Source organism: Syntrophus buswellii (assembly GCF_046097065.1).
Classification (GTDB): domain Bacteria; phylum Desulfobacterota; class Syntrophia; order Syntrophales; family Syntrophaceae; genus Syntrophus; species Syntrophus buswellii.
The window spans coordinates 1,388,638-1,409,884 of record NZ_CP175563.1 but is presented as its reverse complement, the minus strand read 5'-3'; the positions used below and the strand labels follow the sequence as shown (position 1 = coordinate 1,409,884).

18 protein-coding genes are annotated in these 21,247 nt (G+C 56.5%); 7 read left to right on the top strand and 11 right to left on the bottom strand.

Annotated elements, in window-relative coordinates; all coding sequences use genetic code 11:
• Nucleotides 1-20: 20 nt before the first annotated feature.
• The 3 genes from ACJ77P_RS06300 to ACJ77P_RS06290 form a co-directional block, all read right to left on the bottom strand.
• Nucleotides 21-962, bottom strand: a complete 942-nt coding sequence (locus ACJ77P_RS06300; RefSeq protein WP_408999298.1) for a radical SAM protein — start codon at nt 960-962, stop codon at nt 21-23.
• A 437-nt stretch (nt 963-1,399) separates the two neighbouring features.
• A complete protein-coding gene (locus ACJ77P_RS06295) occupies nt 1,400-2,914 on the bottom strand; it encodes an alpha-amylase family glycosyl hydrolase (protein ID WP_408999297.1) in 1,515 nt (504 codons plus the stop codon).
• An 88-nt stretch (nt 2,915-3,002) separates the two neighbouring features.
• The gene (locus tag ACJ77P_RS06290; protein ID WP_408999296.1) at nt 3,003-3,527 is read right to left on the bottom strand and encodes a DUF2939 domain-containing protein; all 525 of its coding nucleotides are present in this window, start codon (nt 3,525-3,527) and stop codon (nt 3,003-3,005) included.
• A gap of 357 nt (nt 3,528-3,884) precedes the next feature.
• Between ACJ77P_RS06290 and ACJ77P_RS06285 the strand changes: the two genes are divergently transcribed.
• Complete coding sequence (locus tag ACJ77P_RS06285) at nt 3,885-5,099, top strand: ammonium transporter (protein WP_408999400.1); 1,215 nt, start codon at nt 3,885-3,887, stop codon at nt 5,097-5,099.
• 60 nt (nt 5,100-5,159) lie between these two features.
• Nucleotides 5,160-5,546 (top strand): P-II family nitrogen regulator, encoded by a 387-nt coding sequence (locus tag ACJ77P_RS06280; protein WP_367360389.1) that lies wholly within the window; start codon nt 5,160-5,162, stop codon nt 5,544-5,546.
• Between the two features lie 62 nt (nt 5,547-5,608).
• On the opposite strand, the gene ACJ77P_RS06275 is transcribed toward ACJ77P_RS06280, so the two are convergent.
• Complete coding sequence (locus ACJ77P_RS06275; RefSeq protein ID WP_408999295.1) at nt 5,609-7,990, bottom strand: heavy metal translocating P-type ATPase; 2,382 nt, start codon at nt 7,988-7,990, stop codon at nt 5,609-5,611.
• Between the two features lie 536 nt (nt 7,991-8,526).
• Between ACJ77P_RS06275 and ACJ77P_RS06270 the strand changes: the two genes are divergently transcribed.
• The 3 genes from ACJ77P_RS06270 to ACJ77P_RS06260 all read left to right on the top strand — a co-directional run bounded on the left by ACJ77P_RS06270 (nt 8,527) and on the right by ACJ77P_RS06260 (nt 11,693).
• Nucleotides 8,527-8,859: a YkgJ family cysteine cluster protein gene (locus ACJ77P_RS06270; RefSeq protein ID WP_367360391.1), complete on the top strand. Its 333-nt coding sequence runs from the start codon at nt 8,527-8,529 to the stop codon at nt 8,857-8,859.
• Between the two features lie 203 nt (nt 8,860-9,062).
• Complete coding sequence (bla, locus tag ACJ77P_RS06265) at nt 9,063-10,328, top strand: class A beta-lactamase (RefSeq protein ID WP_367360392.1); 1,266 nt, start codon at nt 9,063-9,065, stop codon at nt 10,326-10,328.
• A 15-nt stretch (nt 10,329-10,343) separates the two neighbouring features.
• Nucleotides 10,344-11,693 carry an amidohydrolase family protein gene (locus ACJ77P_RS06260; protein WP_367360393.1) on the top strand — a complete coding sequence of 450 codons (1,350 nt, stop codon included), beginning with the start codon at nt 10,344-10,346 and terminating at the stop codon, nt 11,691-11,693.
• 124 nt (nt 11,694-11,817) lie between these two features.
• On the opposite strand, the gene ACJ77P_RS06255 is transcribed toward ACJ77P_RS06260, so the two are convergent.
• The 7 genes from ACJ77P_RS06255 to ACJ77P_RS06225 form a co-directional block, all read right to left on the bottom strand.
• A complete protein-coding gene (locus tag ACJ77P_RS06255; protein WP_367360394.1) occupies nt 11,818-12,123 on the bottom strand; it encodes a HesB-like (seleno)protein in 306 nt (101 codons plus the stop codon).
• Nucleotides 12,124-12,186: 63 nt separating this feature from the next.
• The gene (locus ACJ77P_RS06250) at nt 12,187-12,957 is read right to left on the bottom strand and encodes a cytoplasmic protein (RefSeq protein ID WP_367360395.1); all 771 of its coding nucleotides are present in this window, start codon (nt 12,955-12,957) and stop codon (nt 12,187-12,189) included.
• Nucleotides 12,958-12,968: 11 nt separating this feature from the next.
• Nucleotides 12,969-15,056: an elongation factor G gene (fusA, locus tag ACJ77P_RS06245; protein ID WP_367360396.1), complete on the bottom strand. Its 2,088-nt coding sequence runs from the start codon at nt 15,054-15,056 to the stop codon at nt 12,969-12,971.
• Between the two features lie 243 nt (nt 15,057-15,299).
• Nucleotides 15,300-15,500, bottom strand: coding sequence for a cold-shock protein (locus ACJ77P_RS06240; protein WP_367360397.1), 201 nt, complete (start codon nt 15,498-15,500; stop codon nt 15,300-15,302).
• A 271-nt stretch (nt 15,501-15,771) separates the two neighbouring features.
• Nucleotides 15,772-17,469 (bottom strand): formate--tetrahydrofolate ligase, encoded by a 1,698-nt coding sequence (locus ACJ77P_RS06235; protein WP_367360398.1) that lies wholly within the window; start codon nt 17,467-17,469, stop codon nt 15,772-15,774.
• A 4-nt stretch (nt 17,470-17,473) separates the two neighbouring features.
• Nucleotides 17,474-18,013: a glycine cleavage system protein R gene (locus ACJ77P_RS06230; protein WP_367360399.1), complete on the bottom strand. Its 540-nt coding sequence runs from the start codon at nt 18,011-18,013 to the stop codon at nt 17,474-17,476.
• Between the two features lie 225 nt (nt 18,014-18,238).
• Nucleotides 18,239-18,940: a GntR family transcriptional regulator gene (locus ACJ77P_RS06225; RefSeq protein ID WP_367360400.1), complete on the bottom strand. Its 702-nt coding sequence runs from the start codon at nt 18,938-18,940 to the stop codon at nt 18,239-18,241.
• A 197-nt stretch (nt 18,941-19,137) separates the two neighbouring features.
• On the opposite strand from ACJ77P_RS06225, the gene ACJ77P_RS06220 reads away from it, so the two are divergent.
• Together ACJ77P_RS06220 and sucD are read left to right on the top strand one after the other, a co-directional pair.
• Nucleotides 19,138-20,277 carry a succinate--CoA ligase subunit beta gene (locus ACJ77P_RS06220; protein WP_367360401.1) on the top strand — a complete coding sequence of 380 codons (1,140 nt, stop codon included), beginning with the start codon at nt 19,138-19,140 and terminating at the stop codon, nt 20,275-20,277.
• A 2-nt stretch (nt 20,278-20,279) separates the two neighbouring features.
• Nucleotides 20,280-21,152, top strand: coding sequence for a succinate--CoA ligase subunit alpha (sucD, locus tag ACJ77P_RS06215; protein ID WP_367360402.1), 873 nt, complete (start codon nt 20,280-20,282; stop codon nt 21,150-21,152).
• Nucleotides 21,153-21,247: the final 95 nt, after the last annotated feature.

Genomic DNA, 21,247 nt, shown 5'->3' with positions numbered 1-21,247 from the left:
TTCCTCCTGGTGGACGCGGCTCATTTCAGAAAAATCGACCATCCCGCCTTCAGCGATCCCGGGTGAAGGTCCAGGGCGCCGGACGCTTCCGAGACGGGAGAAAAACCGCACTCTCGACAATTGATCCGACCCCGGCTCTTGACATAGCAGCCCTTTGTAATGGTGCCGTCGGGATCGACATTGATGAGGATATCATCGTGGCAGCGCCAGCTGTTCCGGATCATGGCCCTCAGGCGGCCGGGGGAGTTGAGGATGGGAAATCCCTGCCTCTTCAGTGCGATCACCTCCTCCAGGGTTTCCTTCCGCTCTTTGTCGGACAAGGCCAGGGGCGCTTCTCCCTGGCCGTAAGGGTAGAAGAGCTGCAGCGTCATGCCGCGGAAGGCCGGTATCTGCCTCAATTGATTCAGCAGCGGCCGGATATCATTCCGGTTCTCGCGGTTGATCGTGAAATGGACGAAGAGGCGCGGATGTCGCGAGGCGCGAAGATTCGACCAGACTCTGTCGAAAGAGCCGGAACGGAGGCGGTCATGGGCTTCCTTCAAGCCGTCCACGCTGACCCACAGAACGTCCGCCGGAACATCCAGCGCAACGGTCCCGTTGGTGGTTACGGCGACACGGGCAAAGAGCCGCCGGGCGTATTCCACCAGGTCATGGAAGCTGTAGCTGCCATCCCGCCACAGGAGCGGCTCCCCTCCTTCAAAGACGACGATCAGTGCCCCGAAACGCTTCAGGGAATCCAGGCAGGCCAAGGCCGTCTCCCGGCTCATGCTGGCCCGCTCTTCTTCGGCCCTGCGATGAAACGGACAGGCAAGACAGGAGAGATTGCAGCGATAGGTTACTTTGAAGCTGGCCAGAAGGGGAATCCTCTGGCCGAAGAGTCTGCGCCGAAGGAAAAAAAGGGGGAAAGGAACCGTACGGCGCAAAATCGTCCCGAAAGAACTTCCCCACGGGGGCTGCGACATCCGGACGTCCGAAAACTTGGTAGAACCTCTGTTCATTCGTTCAAAGAATGGTGTTTTTTTCTGAATATCCCCGATGAGATCCACTCTGGAGCCGCCGGTCTCCGCACCAATGCCACGGCGTTTCGCGATCCTTCCGATCTCCTGGATTCTCCCGGCTTCTCTCCCTCACTCGGCTTTTGAGACCGGAAAGCGCTCTCTTCCTTTCTCCGGCTGGAGGCAACACCCGAGGGACATTCCGACCGTTGGTCATTGCCCTGCAACTTATCGGGTTCACGTTGAAGTGTCAATAGAGCATTTCTGGTTCCGCAGCCGCCCGGGCTGCAACGGACTGTCTCCGCCGTCCCTTTACGGAGCCTGCATGCCCGGCGGCATGTCTGCCGCTGGCTCCGGACATCTATCGAAGTCCGGCCCCCTCTGGCCACGGGAAAGGAAACCGGCTACTCCTCAGCCGGCGTCAGAATGACCCCGGACTTTCCGCCCAGCAGGAGGCTCAGCCGCCCCTCACGGATGGAATAGGAAGGACCGCCCAGCAGGGATACCAAATGGGCATCCGCCAGTTTCTCCTTGATTCTCCGAGGCAGATTCGGATTGTTTCCGATATCGACGGCGATATCCGACGGCATGTCCAGCCATCCGTTGTGAAATCCGGCGATGATGATGTTTTCGCCGATGTATCTCAGGAAAACCAGCAGAAAATAGTCCACATACAGGCAGACGAAATGGCCGGCTGAGAGGGCGTCGTTTGTCCGTCGAATCCGGATCATGTTCCGGGTATGGTCGTAGATTTCCTTTTCGAAGGGATAGGCTTCCTTCACCTCATAGTCCTTATCCAGTTTCCCCCAGGGGAAGTCCCTCCGATTATCGGGATCTGAACGGCCTTCAAGGCCCAATTCCGTTCCGTAGTAAATCTGCGGGATGCCCCGTATGGCGAACAGAAAAGTCAGGGAGAGTTTCATGACATCCGTCGCCTTGCGATAGTCGCCCATCTGAGCATCAAGGATGCTCGTCATGAACCTCGCGCTGAGGTCATGATTGTCCAGAAGGGTCACAAGCTGGTTGTGGTTGGTGTAGGACAGGTCGCGCTCCAGGATGCCTGTACCGAGATTGTAGGGAGAAACGAAATCGGTCATGGCATGATCGTAGACGAAGACATTTGTCATGGCCTGCTGCAGCGGAAAATCGAAGAGCTGGTCGATGGCGTCGAATTTCTGGTACTGGGACAGGGCGTCGATATCAAAAACGAGGACTTCACCCAGGAGGGTCACTTCGGGAAACTGACCCTTGACCTGCGTCTTGAAGTAGGTCCAGAAGTTTCGCTCCACATGCCTGACCGTGTCCATGCGGATTCCGTCGATTCCCGTTTCCCGTATCCAGGAAAGAATGCTCTGCGCATGATAATCGCACACATCGGGAGAATCCAGGTCCATGTCCGGAAGGCCCGACAACTGCCCCTCCGTTACGCTGGATTCCAGGCTGATGTTCATCCTGTTGAACCAGGAGGGTCCGATGGGGGTGGGATTGCCGGAAGAGCCGTTGATGCCGGGATGCCGATATCCCGTATGATTGACGACGATATCCAGAATGACCTTGATTCCGCTGGCGTGAAGCCGGTCGACGAGATCCTTGAGATAGCACTTGCTCCCCTCGGGGTAACGGCCGTTGTCGATGTAAAGGAACGGGTTGACAGCGTTGAAATCCAGCGCCCAATATCCGTGATACCCATGGGAATGTTCGAGATCAATCTGCCGGTAAACCGGCGTGATCCACAAAGCCGTTATTCCCAGCTTCTTCAGGTAGGGAATTTGTTCAACAATCCCGTCAAAATTTCCGCCATGATAAAACTGCGGATTGGACTTGTCGATCTTCTCCCGAAGCTCCGGCCTTGGGTTCTCGACCCCATGAAACCGGTCTGTCAGAACAAAATAGATGACATCTTTACGGTTAATGGCCACAAATTCCTCCCGAACAAAAAATGTCTCCCGTCAGGCTGAGTCAATTTATTAAAGGGTTCTGTTGCGTATCCCGGGCAACTCATCCGTTTCAAGGCAGGATGATATTGCTGAGCTTCCACGACAGTCCGCTGCGCGACAGGATCAACCGGATTTCCCTGTTTTTGTCGTCTTTTGTCGTCACGGAAAACGTGTCGAGGTTCTCGTAACGGCAGGAGGCATTCTTTAGAACTCCGCCCTTTGATTCCCCCGCCCCCGGAGAAGAATCCCGGGTTGAACGTTCTCTCCGCTGCTCCCCCTGAACGAGCGTTTTCAGGCCGGCGGGCGTTACCAGGGAGTCAACCGCGTCATCCGCCATTTTGGAGACCAGCCTGTTCGCCGCTTTGGCGACGGGGTTTTCGCTTGAAGAGGGCGTTTCTCCACTTTGAATATGAGAATGGAGCTGTGCCTTGAGGTTTGCTCTCAAGGCCGGAAAATCCACGTATTTTGAAATTTTCTCCGGATCGGACTGCTCAACGCCGCTCTTGATCATGTACAGCGTAAGATACGGAACGACCGCGGCATAAAGTCCCGCCGCTAAAACGATCAACAGGATCCAACCAGCGATTTTTTTCATATCTGCTGCTCTCCTTCCCTTCAGCCGGAACGACCAAGGATGATGTGCCGCCGGAAGGATGATTTCCCCCTCACCATGCCTCATTCTTACAAAGATCCCTTACCATAAGGGTAAAGATCTTCGGATGCAACGATTAAACGCACCCGGGATTCAGGGCTGCGCGGTCCCAGATCAACAAAAAGCGCTTACGAATGGGACAATTATGTTGAATGCTCCTGGAATTGTCACAATTCCGTTACGTTCTCCCGGGATCACAATGGATCATTCCAACGATATTACAGGATATTTTCCTGTGGAAGGATTATTGCCATGATGGGGAGCCATTTACACAGACGGAGGTTTATGATGCTCAGTACGATCAATGCCGGCGATACGGCCTGGATCCTGGTTTGTTGCTCCCTGGTGCTGTTGATGACGCCGGCCCTCGCCTTTTTTTACGGGGGGATGGTCCGCAGAAAAAATGTTCTTTCCACGCTGACCCTCAGTTACATATTTCTGTCTCTCATCGGTCTGCAGTGGATCGTTTTCGGCTATTCCCTCGCCTTTGGCCCGGATATCAACGGGCTGATCGGGGGGCTTGATTTTGTCGGCTTTCTGGGAGTCGGCGCCCAGCCCAACGACGATTACTGCAAAACCATCCCCCACGGGCTGTTTGCCGCTTTTCAAATGATGTTTGCCGTCATTACCCCGGCTCTGATTACCGGCGCCTTCGTGGAGCGGATCAAGTTCAAGAGCTTTCTGCTCTTCAGCCTGCTGTGGGCCACTCTGATCTATGACCCCCTGTGTCACTGGGTCTGGGGCCAGGGCGGCTGGCTGAAAACCATGGGCGTTCTGGACTTCGCCGGAGGGACGGTGGTTCACATTGCCGCCGGCTTTTCGGCACTGGCCTTTGCCATCGTCATCGGACCCCGCAAGGGATTCGGCAACGGCTCCCTGGAACCCAACAATATTCCCCTGACGGTCCTGGGGGCTGGACTGCTGTGGGTGGGGTGGTTCGGCTTCAACGCCGGCAGCGCCCTGGCGGCCAATGGTGTGGCCGTCAACGCCCTGCTTACGACGAACACATCGGCGGCAACCGCCGGTCTCGTCTGGATGTTTCTTTCTTGGCTGGACGGGAGGCCAAGCACCTTGGGAATCGTAACGGGGATGGTCGTCGGGCTTGCGGCGGTTACGCCGGCTTCCGGCTATATCACACCGCTGGCCTCCATCGCCGTGGGGGCCGTGGCCGCCCCCCTGTCCTATTACGCCATGCGCTTCCGGGACCGGCGCAGACTCGACGAGTCCCTGGATGTGTGGGCCTGCCACGGTATGGCCAGCACCTGGGGGATGATCGCTACCGGACTGTTCGCTACCGTTGCCGTGAACGTGGACGGCCGGAACGGCCTATTCTTCGGAAATCCGGAACAGATCGGCGTTCAGCTTCTGGCCGTTGTCGTCACCATCGTCTTTTCCTTCGGAATGACCTACCTGCTGGCCAGGATCCTTCACGCCAGCATCGGGCTGCGCGTATCCCCCATGGCCGAAGAAGTCGGCCTGGACATCAGTTCCCACGGGGAACGCTCCTATTCGTAACGCCTATGTTTCACTTCGAGGAGATCCATAACCCTATTTCTTGAACCTGGAGAGATCAGCATGCTGAGAAAAATCGAAGCCATTATCCGTGAAGATAAAGTAAACGACGTCAAGGCGGCCCTGTCCGAAATCGGCATCGTTGGATTGAACATGTTCGAAGTCCGGGGACAGGGCCGCCAGGGGGGAATAAAGCTGGTCGGCCGGGCAGGGACTTATCAGGTCAATTTGCTTCCCAAGATCCAGGTCAACATCGTTTTAAGCGACCGTAACCTGGAAGCGGCGATCGATGCCATCCTCCATTCGGCTCATACGGGTGAGCCGGGAGACGGCCTCATTTTTATCTATCCCGTGGACGAGGCGATTCGTGTCCGGACCCGGGAGCGGGGCCAGGATGCCATGGTCTATCCCGGCGACATCGATGCCAGAAAAGGGAAGGCAAAAGCCTGAGATATCAGCCTCTCCAATCGATTGAATTTCTCCCGGCGGGGGGAACGGAGTGGAATGGCTCTTCAGCGCCTTTCTTCCCGACGCCCGTCCCGAAGCAGCCTCATGGCGTTGAGGGTCACCAGGAGGGAGCTTCCCATATCGCCCACCACCGCCAGCCAGAGGGTCAGCCATCCGGGAAAAACCAGGAGAAGGATCGCCCCTTTGATGACCAGTGCGGCAAAAATGTTCTGTTTTATGATGCGCAGGGTCCGTCGGCTCAATTCCACCGCGTAGGATAGCTTCGTCAGGTCGTCCGCCATCAGGGCGATATCCGCGGTTTCAAGGGCGGCGTCGGTTCCGGCCGTTCCCATGGCGATTCCCACCGTGGAGACGGCCATGGCGGGCGCATCGTTTACTCCATCTCCCACCATGGCCACTTTCCGGTATCGGGCCAGCAGATCGTTCATGGCCTCCATCTTGTCCTCAGGAAGCAGATCGGCCCGGAACTCATCCACCCCCGCCTGGGCGGCCACGACCCTGGCCGTGCTCTCATGGTCTCCCGTCAGCATGATCGTTTTTCGAATTCCGATCTTCCGAAGATCCTCCAGAGCCTGTCGGCTGTTCTCCCTCAATACGTCCGCCACGGCGATCAGGCCCAGGATGCTGGCCCCTCCGCCAAGGATCACAACCGTCTTTCCTTCGTTCTGGAGCCCGGCGATACCCTTTTCCATCTCTTCGAGATCCCAGCCTCTCTCCAGAAAAAACCGGGCGTTGCCGATGGAATAGGATGTTCCAGCCACCGTTCCCACGGCGCCCCGGCCGGGAACGGAATCAAAATCGGTCATCGACGGTATGCTGAGGCCTTTTTCCCGGGCATTCCGGTAAATCGCCTCGCCCAGGGGATGTTCGGAACGGCATTCAATGGCCGCCGCGATGGCCAGAATCTCCTCTTCGGAATGGCCGGCGGCCGGAAGGACATCGGTCACCCGGGGTTTTCCGGCGGTCAGGGTTCCCGTCTTGTCAAAGGCCATCACGGTCAGGGACCCCATCTCTTCAAGATAAGCGCCCCCTTTGATCAGAACGCCCCTTCTCGCAGCGCTGCCGATGGCGGAGACGACGGAAACAGGGGTGGAAATCACCAGAGCGCAGGGGCAGGCGACCAGCAGCATCGCCATGGCCTCATAGAACCACTTGGAGAAGGGCTCCCCGAAAACCAAGGTCGGGAGAGTTGCGACGAGAAAAGCGCCAACGAGAACCGCAGGGGTATAAAACCGGGCGAACTTTTCGATCAACTGCTGGGAAGGGGCCCGCCGCGCCTGCGCCCTTTCAACCATCCCGATGATCCGCGACAGGGTGTTGTCCCCTGCCGATCGGGTGACATGGACTTCCAGGGCCCCCCGCTCGTTGATGGTTCCGGCAAAGACCTCGTCGCCCACGGCTTTTTCCACGGGCAGAGATTCGCCGGTAATCGGCGCCTGGTTCACCGTGGAGACTCCTGCCGCCACCAGCCCATCCATGGCGATCCTTTCCCCGGGGCGGATGATCATCACATCACCGATCCGGATCTCTTCCAGCGGGAGGGTTGTTTCGGCCCCCCTGCGGCGGATCAGGGCTTCAGCAGGGGACAGGTCCATCAGGGAGCGGATGGCGTTCCTGGTTTTGTCCAGTGTATACCCCTGCAGGGCGTTTCCCAGGGAGAAGAGAAAGACCACCGTCGCCGCTTCCTCAAACTGGCGAAGGGCCGCAGCGCCGATGACAGCGGTCATCATCAGGACGTTCATGTCCAGTTCGCGGGCGTTGACCAGCACCGATATCCCGTTTCGCAGCGGCAGAAAACCGCCCAGAGCGATTCCGGCTGCAAAGAAGGCCGTGGCTGTGCCGCCCGGCGCACCTGCAATTCCCGAAATAAAACCCGACATCAGCATGACGAGGGAAACGGCCGTCGGCAGGATATAGATGTTGGTTTTCCAGAAGGGCAACGCCTCGCGGCTCTTCAACGGCTGGTCAATGCGTCCGGGATACCCCATCCTTTCCAGGGTAGCCAGGATGTCCGAAACAGGCCCCCGATGAACCACATGCGCCTTCGAAGAGCTGAAATCCACATCCGCCCTTTCCACGCCGGGGATCCCGCGGATTCCCTTTTCGAGCCTGGCGGCGCAGTCCACACAGTCCAATCCGAAGATTCGAAAGGTGGATTCCCGCCCTTCAAAGGCGCCTCTCTCCTCTGCCGTCGCATCGTACCCGAGCGCCCTTACCTTCCGGAGGATGATTTCATCCTCGAGACCCGCCTCATCAAGGTGCACACTGAGCCGTCCCTGAGGAAAGGCGACCGCAGCGGAAACGACTCCGGGGACCCTCCTGACCGCCTTCTCCAGTTTGGCGGCGCAGTCCGCGCAGTCCAGTCCCGTGACCTGAAAGGTCCGGGAAGACGCCCATTCCTTCTTTTCCTCGCAACGCTCTCTCATGAATCCCGCGTACCCTCCAGGGAGATCTCTTTCTCCGGCCGTCTGCAGCCCTGTATCTTCATCCTTTCACCATAGAAGACGGCCTTTGGGGAAGCTGAGGCGCATGTCCTGAGATGCGCCATTTATGAAGTATTCCTGTTTTTAGAAGTCTTGTCAATGATGGCCTGAACCTGTGCGTCATCCTGTGACATCCTGATTCGATCCTGCGACGGAAATCGGCTATAAGGTCCGGTCCGCGCATGATCCCGACCGGAATACCTCTGATGAATCCCCTTCCCTGGTTTGCTGATCATGCCGGATTGTTCCGTGTAAAAAGATCTGCCATAGGGCTTGACGAGTCCGGAAACTTGTGAGACAAGGAGATCAAACGTCAGAGATGTTGGGAGGCGCTCTGTCTGTTCCTGTCATATCAACTCCCCGGATGGGCGTTGGCCATCCGTGATGCCCTGGTGTTCTCAAAAAAACGTCATCGTGTTTCGGAATGCAATTCTGCACGGTTCTCGCCTGTCCGGGAAAACGGATCCAAGGAGAGAACTATGGAATCGACAGTGCAGATCATCTGCAAACAGTGCGGCACCTGCTGCCTGGCCAACGTAAACTGCTATGTGACGGACGAGGATCTCGAGCGATGGAAGAGGGAAGGCAGGGATGACGTTCTTCACATCATCGAGCATGAGCACGCCATGTGGGTCGGGGATCACCTGGTTTCATCGCTGGACGGACATTACCTGCACGGATGCTCTTTTCTGATGTGGGACGGCAGTCACTATGCCTGCTCCATTTATGAAACAAGACCATCGGTGTGCCGGAAGTACCAGCCGGGATCATCGGAGATCTGCCCGCAGTTTCGTGAAATCCATGATGTTTGACCCGTCTCGAATCTCGCAATAACTGCCTTCAACATTCGACCTCGTCATCAACAGGGGGGGTTTTTCTTTTTTTCCGGAAGGGACAGGCTTCCCGGCCGCGGCCTTTTCACCTTCAATGGCCGGCCGCATCACAAGGGACGCATCCAATCCCGCACGAACCCGGATCCCGGTGTTGCCAATCCACACCTGGCAGGTTTAGGACAATGATCACATTACATTTCCTCAAATATTTTGTCTTTCTGGCTGTTATTTCCGTATCGACGGTTTCCTGCACTGTCTGCAAAACGCAGTGCCCGCCTTCCGAGGCCTGTCCCCCGGTAGTCGGGACCGTCCCGTTGGAGGCCGGACATGTCCCGGCATCGGCAAGCGATGCGAAAACGCGGGAAAAACTCGATACGCCGGCAGCGGCCGCCATGCAGCCTCAGCTCCAGGAACGATCCAAATCGACAGCGGCTCCTCGGCCCGGCCCTGAACCGGAACGGGCTCAACTGCGCCTGGAGCAGGAGGTGAAGCGCCTGGCCGCGCTGGCGGGAGGAACCGTAGGAGTGAGCGCCCTCCACATTGAATCGGGACGATCGTTTTCCTTCAACGGGGGGGAGCGGTTTCCCATGGCGAGCGTTTACAAGATCCCCATAGCCGTTCAGCTGCTCCGCCGGGTGGATCGCGGTGAGGTCCGCCTGAATTCAACCGTCACCCTGCGCAGCGGCGATATTCACCCGGGCAGCGGCAGGCTCATCAAGACCTTTAAAAAAAAGGATGAGTCCTATTCGGTTCGGGAACTTCTGGAGCTGATGCTCCTGATCAGCGACAATACGGCGAGCGATGCCATACTGAAGCTCGCCGGCGGACCGGCAGCCGTCACCGCGGCCATGAAAAGCCTGGGCATACAGGAAATGGACGTCAGCCGCCCCACGCTCAATATGCTGGCCGACTGGCGCGGCATTTCGGATCTCCCCTCACCGGAGGCCTTCCAGCTTCAAAAATACAACAGGCTGCGGGACAGCGTCCCGGCGGATACGCTGAAAAGGGCGCAGAGCCGCTTCCACACCGACCGCCGGGACACGGCGTCCCCCGACGCCATGACGAGCCTCCTGGCCATGGTATACGATGGAACGGCCCTTCAGCCGGAAACCACCTCCGTGCTTCTGGGGATCATGGAACGCTGCCAGACGGGAAATTCCAGGATCAAGGACCTGATCCCTCCCGGAATGAAGGTGGCCAACAAGACCGGTACGATCGGCCCGTCCATGGTGAACGATGCGGCCATTCTGACCCTGCCCGGCGAAGCGGGCCATGTCGCCCTGGCCATCTTCATCAAAACATCCAATCGAAGTATCACCCAGCAGGAACAGGCCATGGCCCAGATAGCCCGCTATCTTTACGACTATTACTTTTTCCAGGGAACGGACCTTTTCGAGGCAGCTGCAAATGAAACATGCTCCCTTGAAGATCCCTCCTGCTCTCCATAGGAGTTGAAGGTCACCATGGAAGACGGCGCGAGACTTGAAACGGTGGATGGGCTGATCCTGGGCGGAACGATTCTCTGTCTGGACGAAGCCATGACCGTGATCGAGAACGGAGCGCTCGCCATTGTCGGAGACTCCATCACCGCCATTGGAGCGGAGGAGGATTTCCGGCGGAAGTTCACCAGCCCCAACCTGATCGACGGAACGGATACCCTCATCATGCCGGGGTTGATCAACAGCCACACCCACGCCGCCATGACCTGTTTCCGGGGCATTGCCGACGACATGCACCTGATGGACTGGCTTACCAACTATATTTTTCCTGCCGAGTCCAGAAATGTGGATGAGGAACTGGCCTGGTGGGGTAGTCTGCTGGCCTGTGCGGAAATGATCAAGTCAGGGACGACTACGTTCTGTGATATGTACATTTTCGAAGAGGAGACGGCAAAGGCTGCGCGCACGGCTGGAATGCGCTGTCTTCTGGGAGAGGTCCTTTTTGACTTTCCCTCCCCGAATGCCAAAACGCCTTCGGAAGGCCTGGCCTACACACGGAAGCTCCTGGAGCGATGGTCCGGCGATCCGCTGATCCGGGTCGCCGTGGAGCCTCATTCCCTGTACACCTGCTCCCGGACGCTTCTCCTCCAGGCCAGGGACCTGGCCGAGGAGTTTCAGGTTCCCCTCGCCCTTCATCTTCTGGAGAATCTTTCCGAAAAGAAGCAGCTTCAAAAACAGCTCGGGCAGGAAGCCGTTTCGTACCTTGAGGAACTCGGCTGCCTCAACGAGCGGCTTATCGCCTTTCATTGCGTCTGTCTGGAGGAGAAGGAGATCCGGATCTTCAGAGACTCCGGGTGCAAAGTCGTCTATAATCCGGAAAGCAACATGAAGCTCGCTTCCGGATTTGCCCCCGTCGCCAGGATGATCCAGGAGGGCGTCTGTGTTGGGCTGGGTACCGATGGATGTGCCAGCAACAACAGCCTGGACATGTTCCAGGAGATGGATACGGCGGCCAAGCTCGAAAAGGTGCGCCACCTGGATCCGACCCTGATGCCCGCGGAAACCGTTGTGGCCATGGCCACCCGGCAGGGGGCGCGCGTTCTGGGAATGGGAGATGTCACAGGTTGCCTGAAAGCCGGGAAAAAAGCGGATCTTATTCTGATCGACCTGAACCGCCCACACCTGACCCCCATGTACAATCCCTATTCACATCTCGTTTATGCCGTCAACGGCTCCGATGTGAAGACCGTTTTCATTGCCGGGAACATGGTCATGAAAGACCGAAAGCTCCTGTCCCTGAATGAAGAGGAAATCATGCGGCAGGTTCACCGGATTGCGGAGCGGGTCCGGAAGTCCCTTAGAAAGCCGGCGTAATGGGAGCCGACGATTTTCGGCCGCCTTTGCAGGACAGCCCCTCCTGACTTCACCGTGGGTGCACGTTGCCATCCTTCCCACCCGGAGAAGGGTTCGTAAGGCCCCCCGCCAGCGAAACCCCTTTTCAACGCCTCCTGTAGCCGACCATGGGCAGACGGGAGACGATCTGAAACCCCACCTGCTTCTCGTCAATTTCCGCGTAATCAATCCGGATCGGCTTGGCCATTTCAAGGAGATCTTTCTCTATGGCAAAGGTGATCTCCTGCTCTGTAATGAATGCATCGCCCTCTGCAGGCTGGTCATAAAACATGCGAAGAAAGGGGCGTTTACTCCCCTCGTCCTGCAGAAGAATTCGGATCGTGCCGGGCCCTTTCTGGCTCTGTATAAATTCCTTGATTTTCTCAGCTGCCTTTTCCGTAACTTCGATCATAACCTGAACCTCTGTGAATAGAAATAGCCTCTGAAATCGACCCGCTGCCGAAACAAAAGACCCCTAACCAACCTTTTTGACGGGATCCCGCGCCCTTCCGGCTGTAATCAGCAGAGTCACCGGATCCATCTTCATTCGCCAGGACTTCAGACTGCCCGTGGCGTCTCTATGCGGATCGATCAGAATTTCCTGGCCACGATCTTCCATTTGCAGAATAATGTCAAACAATTCTTCCGATTTTTTCAAAAACGCCGGAAGGGGGTCGCCCGCTTCGGCATCATGGCGATGCACGTGAACCGACAACCAGACCTGGAGGTTGTGGGCCCGGGCGAAGGTTTTCAGCTCCAGAATCTCGGCTTCGCCGATGTGGTTCGTCTGCCACCCGTCGATGAGCAGAATCCGGGGGGAAAAAATTCCCTGGACGATCAGATCGTTCAGGCGTTCTTCCAGGTTCGGGATACTGAAGCGATCCACCCGGAAGGTCATGATGAACCGGTGGGGCAGAATCGTTTCCCAGAGCATCCGCGAACTCCGCGGCGGTTTCCGGATGAACTTCTTTTCAAAGAGTTCCCGGTACCAGAGGGTGACCTTGGAGATGGGTTCATGAAGACTGACATGGAGAACTCCTTCCCCACCCAGCATCGAACTGAGTGCCATCTGAACGAGAAAAGCGGTCTTCCCCATTCCCGCCCTTGCCAGAACGGCGCCGAATGCGCCCGCCGGAAGCCGGCTGCTGATTTCCTCTTCCCAGGCTTCCCGCCAGGACTCCGATTCCGATTTTATCACCCTCTCGCTCAAAAGAAGTTCCTTTCTCTTTTTCAAATCAATGACCATGAGTTCCGACCCTACGCCGCACTTTTCTTTCGCTTGGCCACCTCTTCCGCAATCTTCTCGGCAATGCTCTGAGGCACCTGCTTATAGGCGGAAAATTCCATGGTGAACTGGGCCTTGCCCTGGGTGGCGGAGCGTATGACCGTCGCAAAACCGAACATTTCCGCCAGCGGCGTCTGAGCCTCGATCACGCAGGACGATCCTTCATCCTGTGTGCCCACGATCATTCCCCTGCGCTGGTTCAAAAGCCCCATGACCGCGCCCTGGTATTCCGGAGGAGTTTCCACGACAACCTTCATGATCGGTTCGAGAACGACAGGCTTGGCCCGCAGATAGGCTTCCCGGAAAGCGCCTCTTGCGGCAGCCTGGAAGGCCATGTCGGAGGAATCCACGGCATGGAACGCGCCGTCATCGATCACCACCCTCACGCCCGTCACGGGAAATTCCATTTTCGGACCCTTGCCCATGCTCATCCGGAAGCCCTTTTCGCAGGCGGGGATGAACTGAGTCGGGATTGCGCCACCGGTTATTTTGTTCTCAAAGAGGAATTCCTCTTCCGCCAGAGGTTCGATATACCCGGCTACCCGGCCATACTGACCGGATCCCCCCGTCTGCTTGCGGTGGGTGTAATTGAACGCAGCCTTCTGGGTGATGGTTTCCCGATAAGCCACCCTGGGATTGCCCGTGGTGACCTCCGCCGAGTATTCGCGCCGGATTCTCTCCACATAGACCTCCAGGTGCAGCTCTCCCATCCCCTCGATGATCGTTTCGGAGGTCTCCGCGTCGAGATGGGTTCGAAAGGTCGGATCTTCCTTGGTAAACCGGTTCAAGGCCTTGGACATGTTCACCATGGACTTCTTGTCTTTGGGAACAATGGCCAGTGAAATGACCGGCTCGGGAACGAACATGGACGTCATGGCCCAATTCAGCCCCGGCGAGGCGAAGGTGTCCCCCGATTGGCACTCCAGACCGAAGAGGGCGCCGATGTAACCGGCAGGGATGCACTCGATATCCTCCATCTGGTCGGCATGCATGCGAACCAGTCGGCCGATCCGAAGTTTTTTCCCGTCCCGGGCGTTGACGACCGTCTCGCCACGGGTCAGCGTTCCCTGATAGACGCGGATGTAGGTCAACTGGCCGTAGTGCCCGTCCTCCAGTTTGAAGGCCAGCGCCACCACGGGATCTTCAGGGTTGCTCGTCAGCCGGACCGGCGTTTCGCCGTTCGCCAGATCCAGAGCCGTATTTTCGATTTCCTCCGGACAGGGCAGGTACTGGGTCACCGCATCCAGAAGAAGCTGCACCCCCTTGTTCTTATAGGCCGACCCCAAAAAGACCGGCGTGATTTTGCGATTCACCGTTCCCTGGCGCACGGCCTCCCGGATCATTTCCGGGGAGATGTCCCTCCCCTCCAGAACGGCTTCCGTCAGGACATCTGAAAACAGCGAAACGGTGTCAATAAGTTCTTCCCTCCTGGCCGTCGCCTCGGCCAGGATCGCATCGGGAACCGCTTCCTCTCGAACGATCTCACCACCGGGTCCGTCAAAATAATAAGCCTTCATGGAGACCAGGTCGACCACACCCTGGAAGTTGGCTTCCAAACCGAGAGGAAGCTGCATGAGGATGGCCGAGTGCCCGAGGCGTGTCCTCAATTGCTCCACGACGCGGGCCGGATTGGCGCCGCTCCGGTCGCATTTGTTAATGAAGGCCACACAGGGGACGTTATAGCGCTTCATCTGGGCATCGACGGTAATGGACTGGGACTGGACGCCGCCTACGGCACATAGGACCAGGATCGCCCCATCGAGGACACGCAGGGCCCGCTCCACCTCGATGGTGAAATCCACGTGCCCCGGAGTATCGATAATGTTGATTTCATGATTTTTCCAGGTGCAGAACGTTGCCGCGGAAGAGATGGTAATTCCCCGCTCCCGCTCCAGTTCCATGGAATCCATGGTGGCTCCCACGCCGTCCTTCCCCTTCACATCATGCATGGCATGAATGCGTTTCGTATAAAAGAGAATCCTCTCGGTCAGGGTTGTTTTTCCGGAATCGATGTGGGCGCTGATTCCGATGTTCCTTACTTGCCGGATGTCATGCTTCATTGTGAAAATCCTTCTTGATGCTTTCTATTGCTGTTTTTTTAACACGTGGGGACATATAAAAACAAAAAACCCCCTTATTTGAATTGTGCACGTTTCAAATAAGGGAGCCGTGAGATGCCCTGCTGATTTGAAAAAAACGACTTCTCCGTTTATCTTTTCAGAACTTACTTGTCAAGCATTTTTACCTTTCCTTGGTACGTTATGCTTGATAAAAATGCCTCCTTGTGCCTGACCTTGTTTTTTTCAGATCAGTTCCACATTTACTGCGCTGGGCCCCTTCTGGCCCTGCTGAATTTCAAAACGGACCCGCTGGCTTTCGGTCAACGTCTTCCAGCCTCCTCCCTGGATTGCGCTGAAGTGGACGAATATGTCGCCCCCCTCATCATTTTCAATAAACCCAAACCCCTTCTTGTCATTGAACCATTTCACTTTTCCCTCTGCCAAAGCCGTACCCTCCTTTTTTTATTTCACTAATCATATTGAAGCAGACAAACAAAAAAACCACCTCCGCTTCCTGAGGACATCAGGAGTCAAAGGTGGTCTCTTTACCAAATCTGCAGCAATACGTTCTTATTCAACTCTGGCCTGCCCCGCCCGGATGAGTTAAACAAAACATTTGAGATTGCTTCATAAAAAAGCGGGTGTCAGTCGACTAACATTTAATGAAAATTTTTTCAAGACATTTCTTATTTCACGACCGCTCAAAGGAAAGGTCTCAGAGAAGAGGTGCCATGTCGCCGGGATTGCTGACACCGCTGATAACGCCCGAGTCGTCGATATCAATCGAATAGGCGGCGGGGTGTTTGGACAGGCCGGGCATTCGGAGAATTTCACCGGTGATGGGAATGAGGAATCCGGCCCCGGAGGAGATCTTGATCTCTCGCACCGTCACGATGAAGTCACGGGGAAGGCCCAGGAGATTCGGGTTGTCTGAGAGGGACTGCTGGGTTTTAGCGATGCAGACGGGAAGCTTATCGAAGCCGTACCGGTTGATCAGATCCAGGTTGCGCCGGGCCAGGGGCTGGTAATCGATCGAAACGGCGCCGTAGATCTCGCTGGCCACGGTGAAGATCTTGTCTTCCACGGGCAGGTTCCAGTTGTACAATGGACGATAGTGACCGGTGGAACCCGCCAGAAGGGCCACCGTCTTTTCCGCGAGTTCAACACCGCCCTCACCTCCCAGGCGAAAGATGTCGCAGGGTGCGATGTTCATCCCCTCGTCCTCCGCCGCTTTGAGAACCTCTCTGATTTCCTCGTCCGCATCGGTAGAAAAGCGGTTCAGGGCGATAATGCAGGGGACGTGAAACTTGTCAATGTTTTGATAATGCTTCCTGAGGTTCGCCATGCCCAGGACGGCCGCCCGCGGATTGGGCCGATCGAGGTCCTCTCTGGCGATGCCTGCGTGGTATTTCAAGGCCCGCACCGTTGCCACGAGAACGACGATGCGCGGATTTAATCCCCCGTAAGGGGCGACGATATCAAAAAACTTCTCCGCTCCCAGATCGAAGCCAAAGCCCGCCTCGGTCACGACATAATCGGCCAGGCGGAGCGCCAGGTCGGTTCCGATGATGCTGTTCGTCCCCTGGGCGATGTTGGCAAAAGGACCGCCATGAACGATGGCCGGGACATTCTCCGTTGTCTGGACCAGGTTCGGCAGGAGGGCATATTTCAGAAGCGCTGTAACGGCCCCCTCGACTTTCAGATCGGCGGTCATGACCGGCTGGTTGTCATAGGTGAATCCGACTAGGATCTTCCGGATTTTTTCCTTCAGTTCCGTATAGGAGCGTGAAAGACATAGAATCGCCATGATCTCACTGGAGGGGACGATGTCAAAGCCCGTTTCCCGTGGGACGCCGTTTATTGAACCGCCAAGGCCGACAACGATATCCCTGAGAAAGCGGTCGTTCATGTCGAGAACACGACGCCAGGTTATCTTCCGAGGATCGATGTTCAGGGGGTTGTCATGGTAGATGGAGTTGTCCACCAGGGCGGACAGCAGATTGTGTGCGCTCGCTACCGCATGAAAGTCATTGGTGAAATGGAGATTGATATCATCGTCTGGATGGATTCGGGAGAGCCCTCCACCCGTCGCTCCACCCTTCATGCCGAAAACGGGCCCCAGCGACGGTTCCCGGAGCGCGGCAATGGTCGATTTTCCAAGCCTGGCCAGCGCCTGGGCGAGCCCGATGGACACGGTCGTTTTCCCTTCGCCCGCCGGCGTCGGCGTCATGGCCGACACGAGAACAAGGGCTGATTCAGAACGCCGCGAAAAACGTGAAATCGCTTCCAGCCTTACTTTCGCCTTGTACCGCCCGTAGTATTCCAGGTCGTCTTCTTCAAGTCCGATAGAGGCGGCAACCTCCGCAATGGGTTTTTTTACATGCGCCGCCTTTTGAATGTTGTAACGGGTCATGGGTTTACCTGCAGATCAGCGCTTCGAACCGGATATCAATATTGGATTCATCGCCGATGCGGTTGAGGTCGTTCTTCAGATCCAGGATCTTCACGGCAGGCGGCAGGGAGAAGAAGCATACCATCTGAAAGACGTTGGCCCCCGTAACGGGGTTGTTGTCAACATTCGTTGAAATATCGTCAATATTGATTCCCCGGCCTTGAAGGACTCTGCAGATCTGGTTGATGATCCCGGGCCGGTCCACGGAGGTGGCAATAAGCCTGTAGGGAATGAACGGGGTAACCTCCCGGTGGAGAGGTGCCTTGGTCTTCCGGACATGGATATCCAGATCCGTCTTCTCGCGCAGGCTGTCCAGGTCCTTGATAAGCCGCTCGATGGCATCGGTGCTGCCCGAGGTGAGGATGATCATGCCGAACTCCCCTCCCAGAACGCAGCCGCGGGACCTCTCGATATTGATCCCCCGAGCCGTGAAAAATTCCGCTATCTGCCGTGCCAGCCCCTGACGATCCGAGCCCATGAATGAAAAGACAACGTAGGATCTCATCGGTTACCTCCATAGGATTGCTCTGGTCCAGCATTTCCGAAACGGCTGCTGCGCCGAATTTCTGGAAAACGAGAGCTCAAAGGCCTTTTTAGCCGTCCTTCAGGGCCGTGTCAAGAAAAAGCTCATCCGATGCCGAACCACTGGTCCGTTCGATTCACCGATCAAAAAAGGCAGGGCCCTTTTGGACCCTGCCTTTTTTTCTTGTACAGCTCACGGTGAGAGGACTCAGAATTCCGTCCGCTCCTGCTCTTCCAGGATCTTCCGGATGCTCGTCATGACCTGAATTTTTACATTGGTCAGATGATTTTTGAGGACGGACTGCGCCCGCTCCAGGCTCCGCAGCGCCACGGCGTCATAAATTTCCTGGTGGGCCTGGTCGCTGGATGACAGCGAAGAGATAGGGAAGTAATTGCCGCCGTATTTCAGGAACAGCATATCAAAGACGTTTTGAAGGATGCGGACCTGGGTGGTTTTTCCGGAAAGATAGGCGAGAGTCATGTGAAACTCCCTGTTTTTAAAAAGCCTTTCCTTGAGATAGGATTCCCTTTCCGCAGCAAGATGGGCTTCGAGTGCCGCCTTCAGCTCGGCAAGTCCCTTCTTGTCGATCTGTTCAATGGCCGCAGGGACAAGGGACGGTTCGATCAATTCACGAATCTCGTAAAGTTCTTCAATCTCCTTAAGGCTGAAGGGCGCCATGGAATAGCCGCGATGGGGTTCATGCTGAACGAATCCCTGCAGCTCCAGCCACTTGAGAGCTTGAATGACAGGCGTCGGGCTCAGCTTCAGCTTTTCCGCAAGGTCACGGTACAGGATCCGCTGACCGGGGACGAGTTCCTTGGTGTACAACATATGCCTGATCCCCTGATAGGCGATCTGGGCACTGTCTTCCGATTGTTTTTTTCGCGTTATTTTCTTATCGGTGATCATGCGGCTTATTTAGCTTAATCAAATCAATTATGCAATCAAATTTTTATTTTTAATATGGATTAAAAATTAATTCAAAATTGTGATTTAAAGTGAAGTTATTTCGATTGACATATTGGCGCATCGATTTTATGTTTGCGCACTGCGAAAGGGAGAATCTCCTTCCGCAATCATTCATTTTCGTAAGGATGTAAACCGTTATGAGACTACATGAATACGAGGCTTTGGATATTTTTGAGCAGAACGGGATCCCCGTTCCCCGCCGCGGCGTTGCTTCCACGATGCACGAGGCGCTCCATGTGGCAGGCGAGATAGGATACCCCGTTATTTTGAAGGCCCAGGTTCTCGTTGGAGGCCGCGGTCTCGCAGGCGGCATCAGGACCGCCTCTTCGCCGGATGAACTCAAGGAGGTCGCCGAGTCCCTGCTTTCCTCCGATGTGAAGGGGCTGCCCGTCCTGAAACTTCTCGTCTGCGAGAAAGTGGAGATCGCCAGGGAACTCTATGTGGGCATTACCGTTGACGGGTATTCCGGCAAGCCGGTGATCGTGGCGAGCACGGAAGGCGGTGTGCGGATCGAAGAAACTGCGAGGTCCTCGCCGGACAAGATCGCCTCCTTTCATGTCGACTCCTCCCTGGAATTTTATCCCTATCAGGCCCGCACCCTCCTGTCGAGAATCGGGGTCAGCCAGCAGCTCCTCACCTCCTGGACGGACGTTATCGGGCAACTGTACCACATCGCCATGAGCCATGAGTCCCTGATCTGCGAGATCAATCCACTGGTTGTCCTCCCCAATGGCGGATTGATCGCCGTGGATGCGGTTCTGGAGATAGACGACTCGGCCCTGTCACGGGTGCGATTCCCCCTTCCCGACCGCATCGAACGGATCGAAAATCCCCTCGAACGCCGCGGCAGAGAAATCGGCGTCACCTATGTGGACCTGGACGGAGATATCGGACTGATTTCTTCCGGCGCCGGACTGGGAATGGCCTCCATGGACATCATCGGCGAAAGGATGAAGCCCGCCAATTTCCTGGAAACCGGCGGGGGCATTACGGCCGATCTACTCTATCGCTGCATGGAACTCATCATGATGAAACCGGGCATCCGGGCCGTCTTCATCAACGTGTACGGCGGGATCAATCCGATCCACGAAGGCGCCAAAGGGGTCGTTCGCTATATCAATGAGCATAACGTCAAGATCCCCATTGTCGCCAAGGCGCTTGGCAACCGCCAGGAAGAAACCTGGGAGATCTTCCGCTCCGCAGGCATCCACGTGGTGACGGAGGCGGCAACTGAAAAAGCGATTGATCGCTTGTATGAACTGGTGGGGAGAGGTTGAAAATGAGCATACTGATCAACGATTCAACACGCGTTCTTGTGCAGGGCATTACCGGACGAATCGGCAAGGCACAGGCTCACTGGATGCTTGAATACGGAACAAAGGTTGTGGGCGGGGTTACTCCCGGCAAGGGCGGCACCATTGTAGAGGGGCTTCCCGTCTTCAACAGCGTGCAGGAGGCCGTCAAGGAGACCGGGGCCAACGCCTCCGTGTTTTTCGTCCCGGCCGCCTTTGTCCTGGACGCCTTCATGGAAACCATCGATGCCGGGATCAAACTCATCGTTATTGTCCCGGAACACATCCCTGTCCGGGATGTCATGAAAATGCGGAGCTATGCCCTCGACAGGGGCGTCTTCGCACTGGGTCCGACCACCCCGGGAATTCTCGTCCCCGGAAAGGGGAAAATGGGCATCATGCCGGCTTCCATGTTCGCACCGGGGAGGGTCGGCATTATATCGCGAAGCGGGACCCTTTCCTATGAGTTCGCCGGCATCCTCTCGGAGGGAAACGTGGGACAGAGCACCGTGGTCGGTATGGGTGCAGATCCCGTGGTTCTGAGAAACCTGGCCGATATCCTCGAACTCTTCGAGGAGGACGAAGGAACAGACGCCGTGATCGTGGTCGGCGAGGTCGGCGGAGAGCAGGAAGAGAAAGCGGCCGGTTTCATCGCGAGAAGGATGACCAAGCCCGTTGCAGCCTACATCGCCGGGCGGCAGTCGCCTCAGGGGAAGAGGATGGGGCACGCAGGCGCGATCGTCCGGGGAGCCTCGGGAACCGTTTCTGGAAAGCAGGGAGCGCTCAAGGCCGCGGGTGTGACAGTCCTGGACAGCCCCATTGATGTTCTCGCGTGGGCGAAAGAACACAACCTGAGCTAGGCTCCGCCCAAACCATTTCAGGTACGGGGGAAAAGCGGATGGCAACAACGCCGTGCGTCCAATCATCACAGATTCGAATTCCGCCGGCGCATCGG

Coding starts and splice junctions, on each gene's coding strand:
- ACJ77P_RS06255 (WP_367360394.1), bottom strand. CDS start 12,123: ATGATCGAAGTTACGGAAAAGGCAGCTGAGAAAATCAAGGAATTTATA.
- ACJ77P_RS06290 (WP_408999296.1), bottom strand. CDS start 3,527: ATGAAAAAAATCGCTGGTTGGATCCTGTTGATCGTTTTAGCGGCGGGA.
- sucD (WP_367360402.1), top strand. CDS start 20,280: ATGAGCATACTGATCAACGATTCAACACGCGTTCTTGTGCAGGGCATT.
- ACJ77P_RS06300 (WP_408999298.1), bottom strand. CDS start 962: ATGTCGCAGCCCCCGTGGGGAAGTTCTTTCGGGACGATTTTGCGCCGT.
- bla (WP_367360392.1), top strand. CDS start 9,063: ATGATCACATTACATTTCCTCAAATATTTTGTCTTTCTGGCTGTTATT.
- ACJ77P_RS06270 (WP_367360391.1), top strand. CDS start 8,527: ATGGAATCGACAGTGCAGATCATCTGCAAACAGTGCGGCACCTGCTGC.
- ACJ77P_RS06280 (WP_367360389.1), top strand. CDS start 5,160: ATGCTGAGAAAAATCGAAGCCATTATCCGTGAAGATAAAGTAAACGAC.
- ACJ77P_RS06275 (WP_408999295.1), bottom strand. CDS start 7,990: ATGAGAGAGCGTTGCGAGGAAAAGAAGGAATGGGCGTCTTCCCGGACC.
- ACJ77P_RS06220 (WP_367360401.1), top strand. CDS start 19,138: ATGAGACTACATGAATACGAGGCTTTGGATATTTTTGAGCAGAACGGG.
- ACJ77P_RS06260 (WP_367360393.1), top strand. CDS start 10,344: ATGGAAGACGGCGCGAGACTTGAAACGGTGGATGGGCTGATCCTGGGC.
- fusA (WP_367360396.1), bottom strand. CDS start 15,056: ATGAAGCATGACATCCGGCAAGTAAGGAACATCGGAATCAGCGCCCAC.
- ACJ77P_RS06250 (WP_367360395.1), bottom strand. CDS start 12,957: ATGGTCATTGATTTGAAAAAGAGAAAGGAACTTCTTTTGAGCGAGAGG.
- ACJ77P_RS06225 (WP_367360400.1), bottom strand. CDS start 18,940: ATGATCACCGATAAGAAAATAACGCGAAAAAAACAATCGGAAGACAGT.
- ACJ77P_RS06235 (WP_367360398.1), bottom strand. CDS start 17,469: ATGACCCGTTACAACATTCAAAAGGCGGCGCATGTAAAAAAACCCATT.
- ACJ77P_RS06230 (WP_367360399.1), bottom strand. CDS start 18,013: ATGAGATCCTACGTTGTCTTTTCATTCATGGGCTCGGATCGTCAGGGG.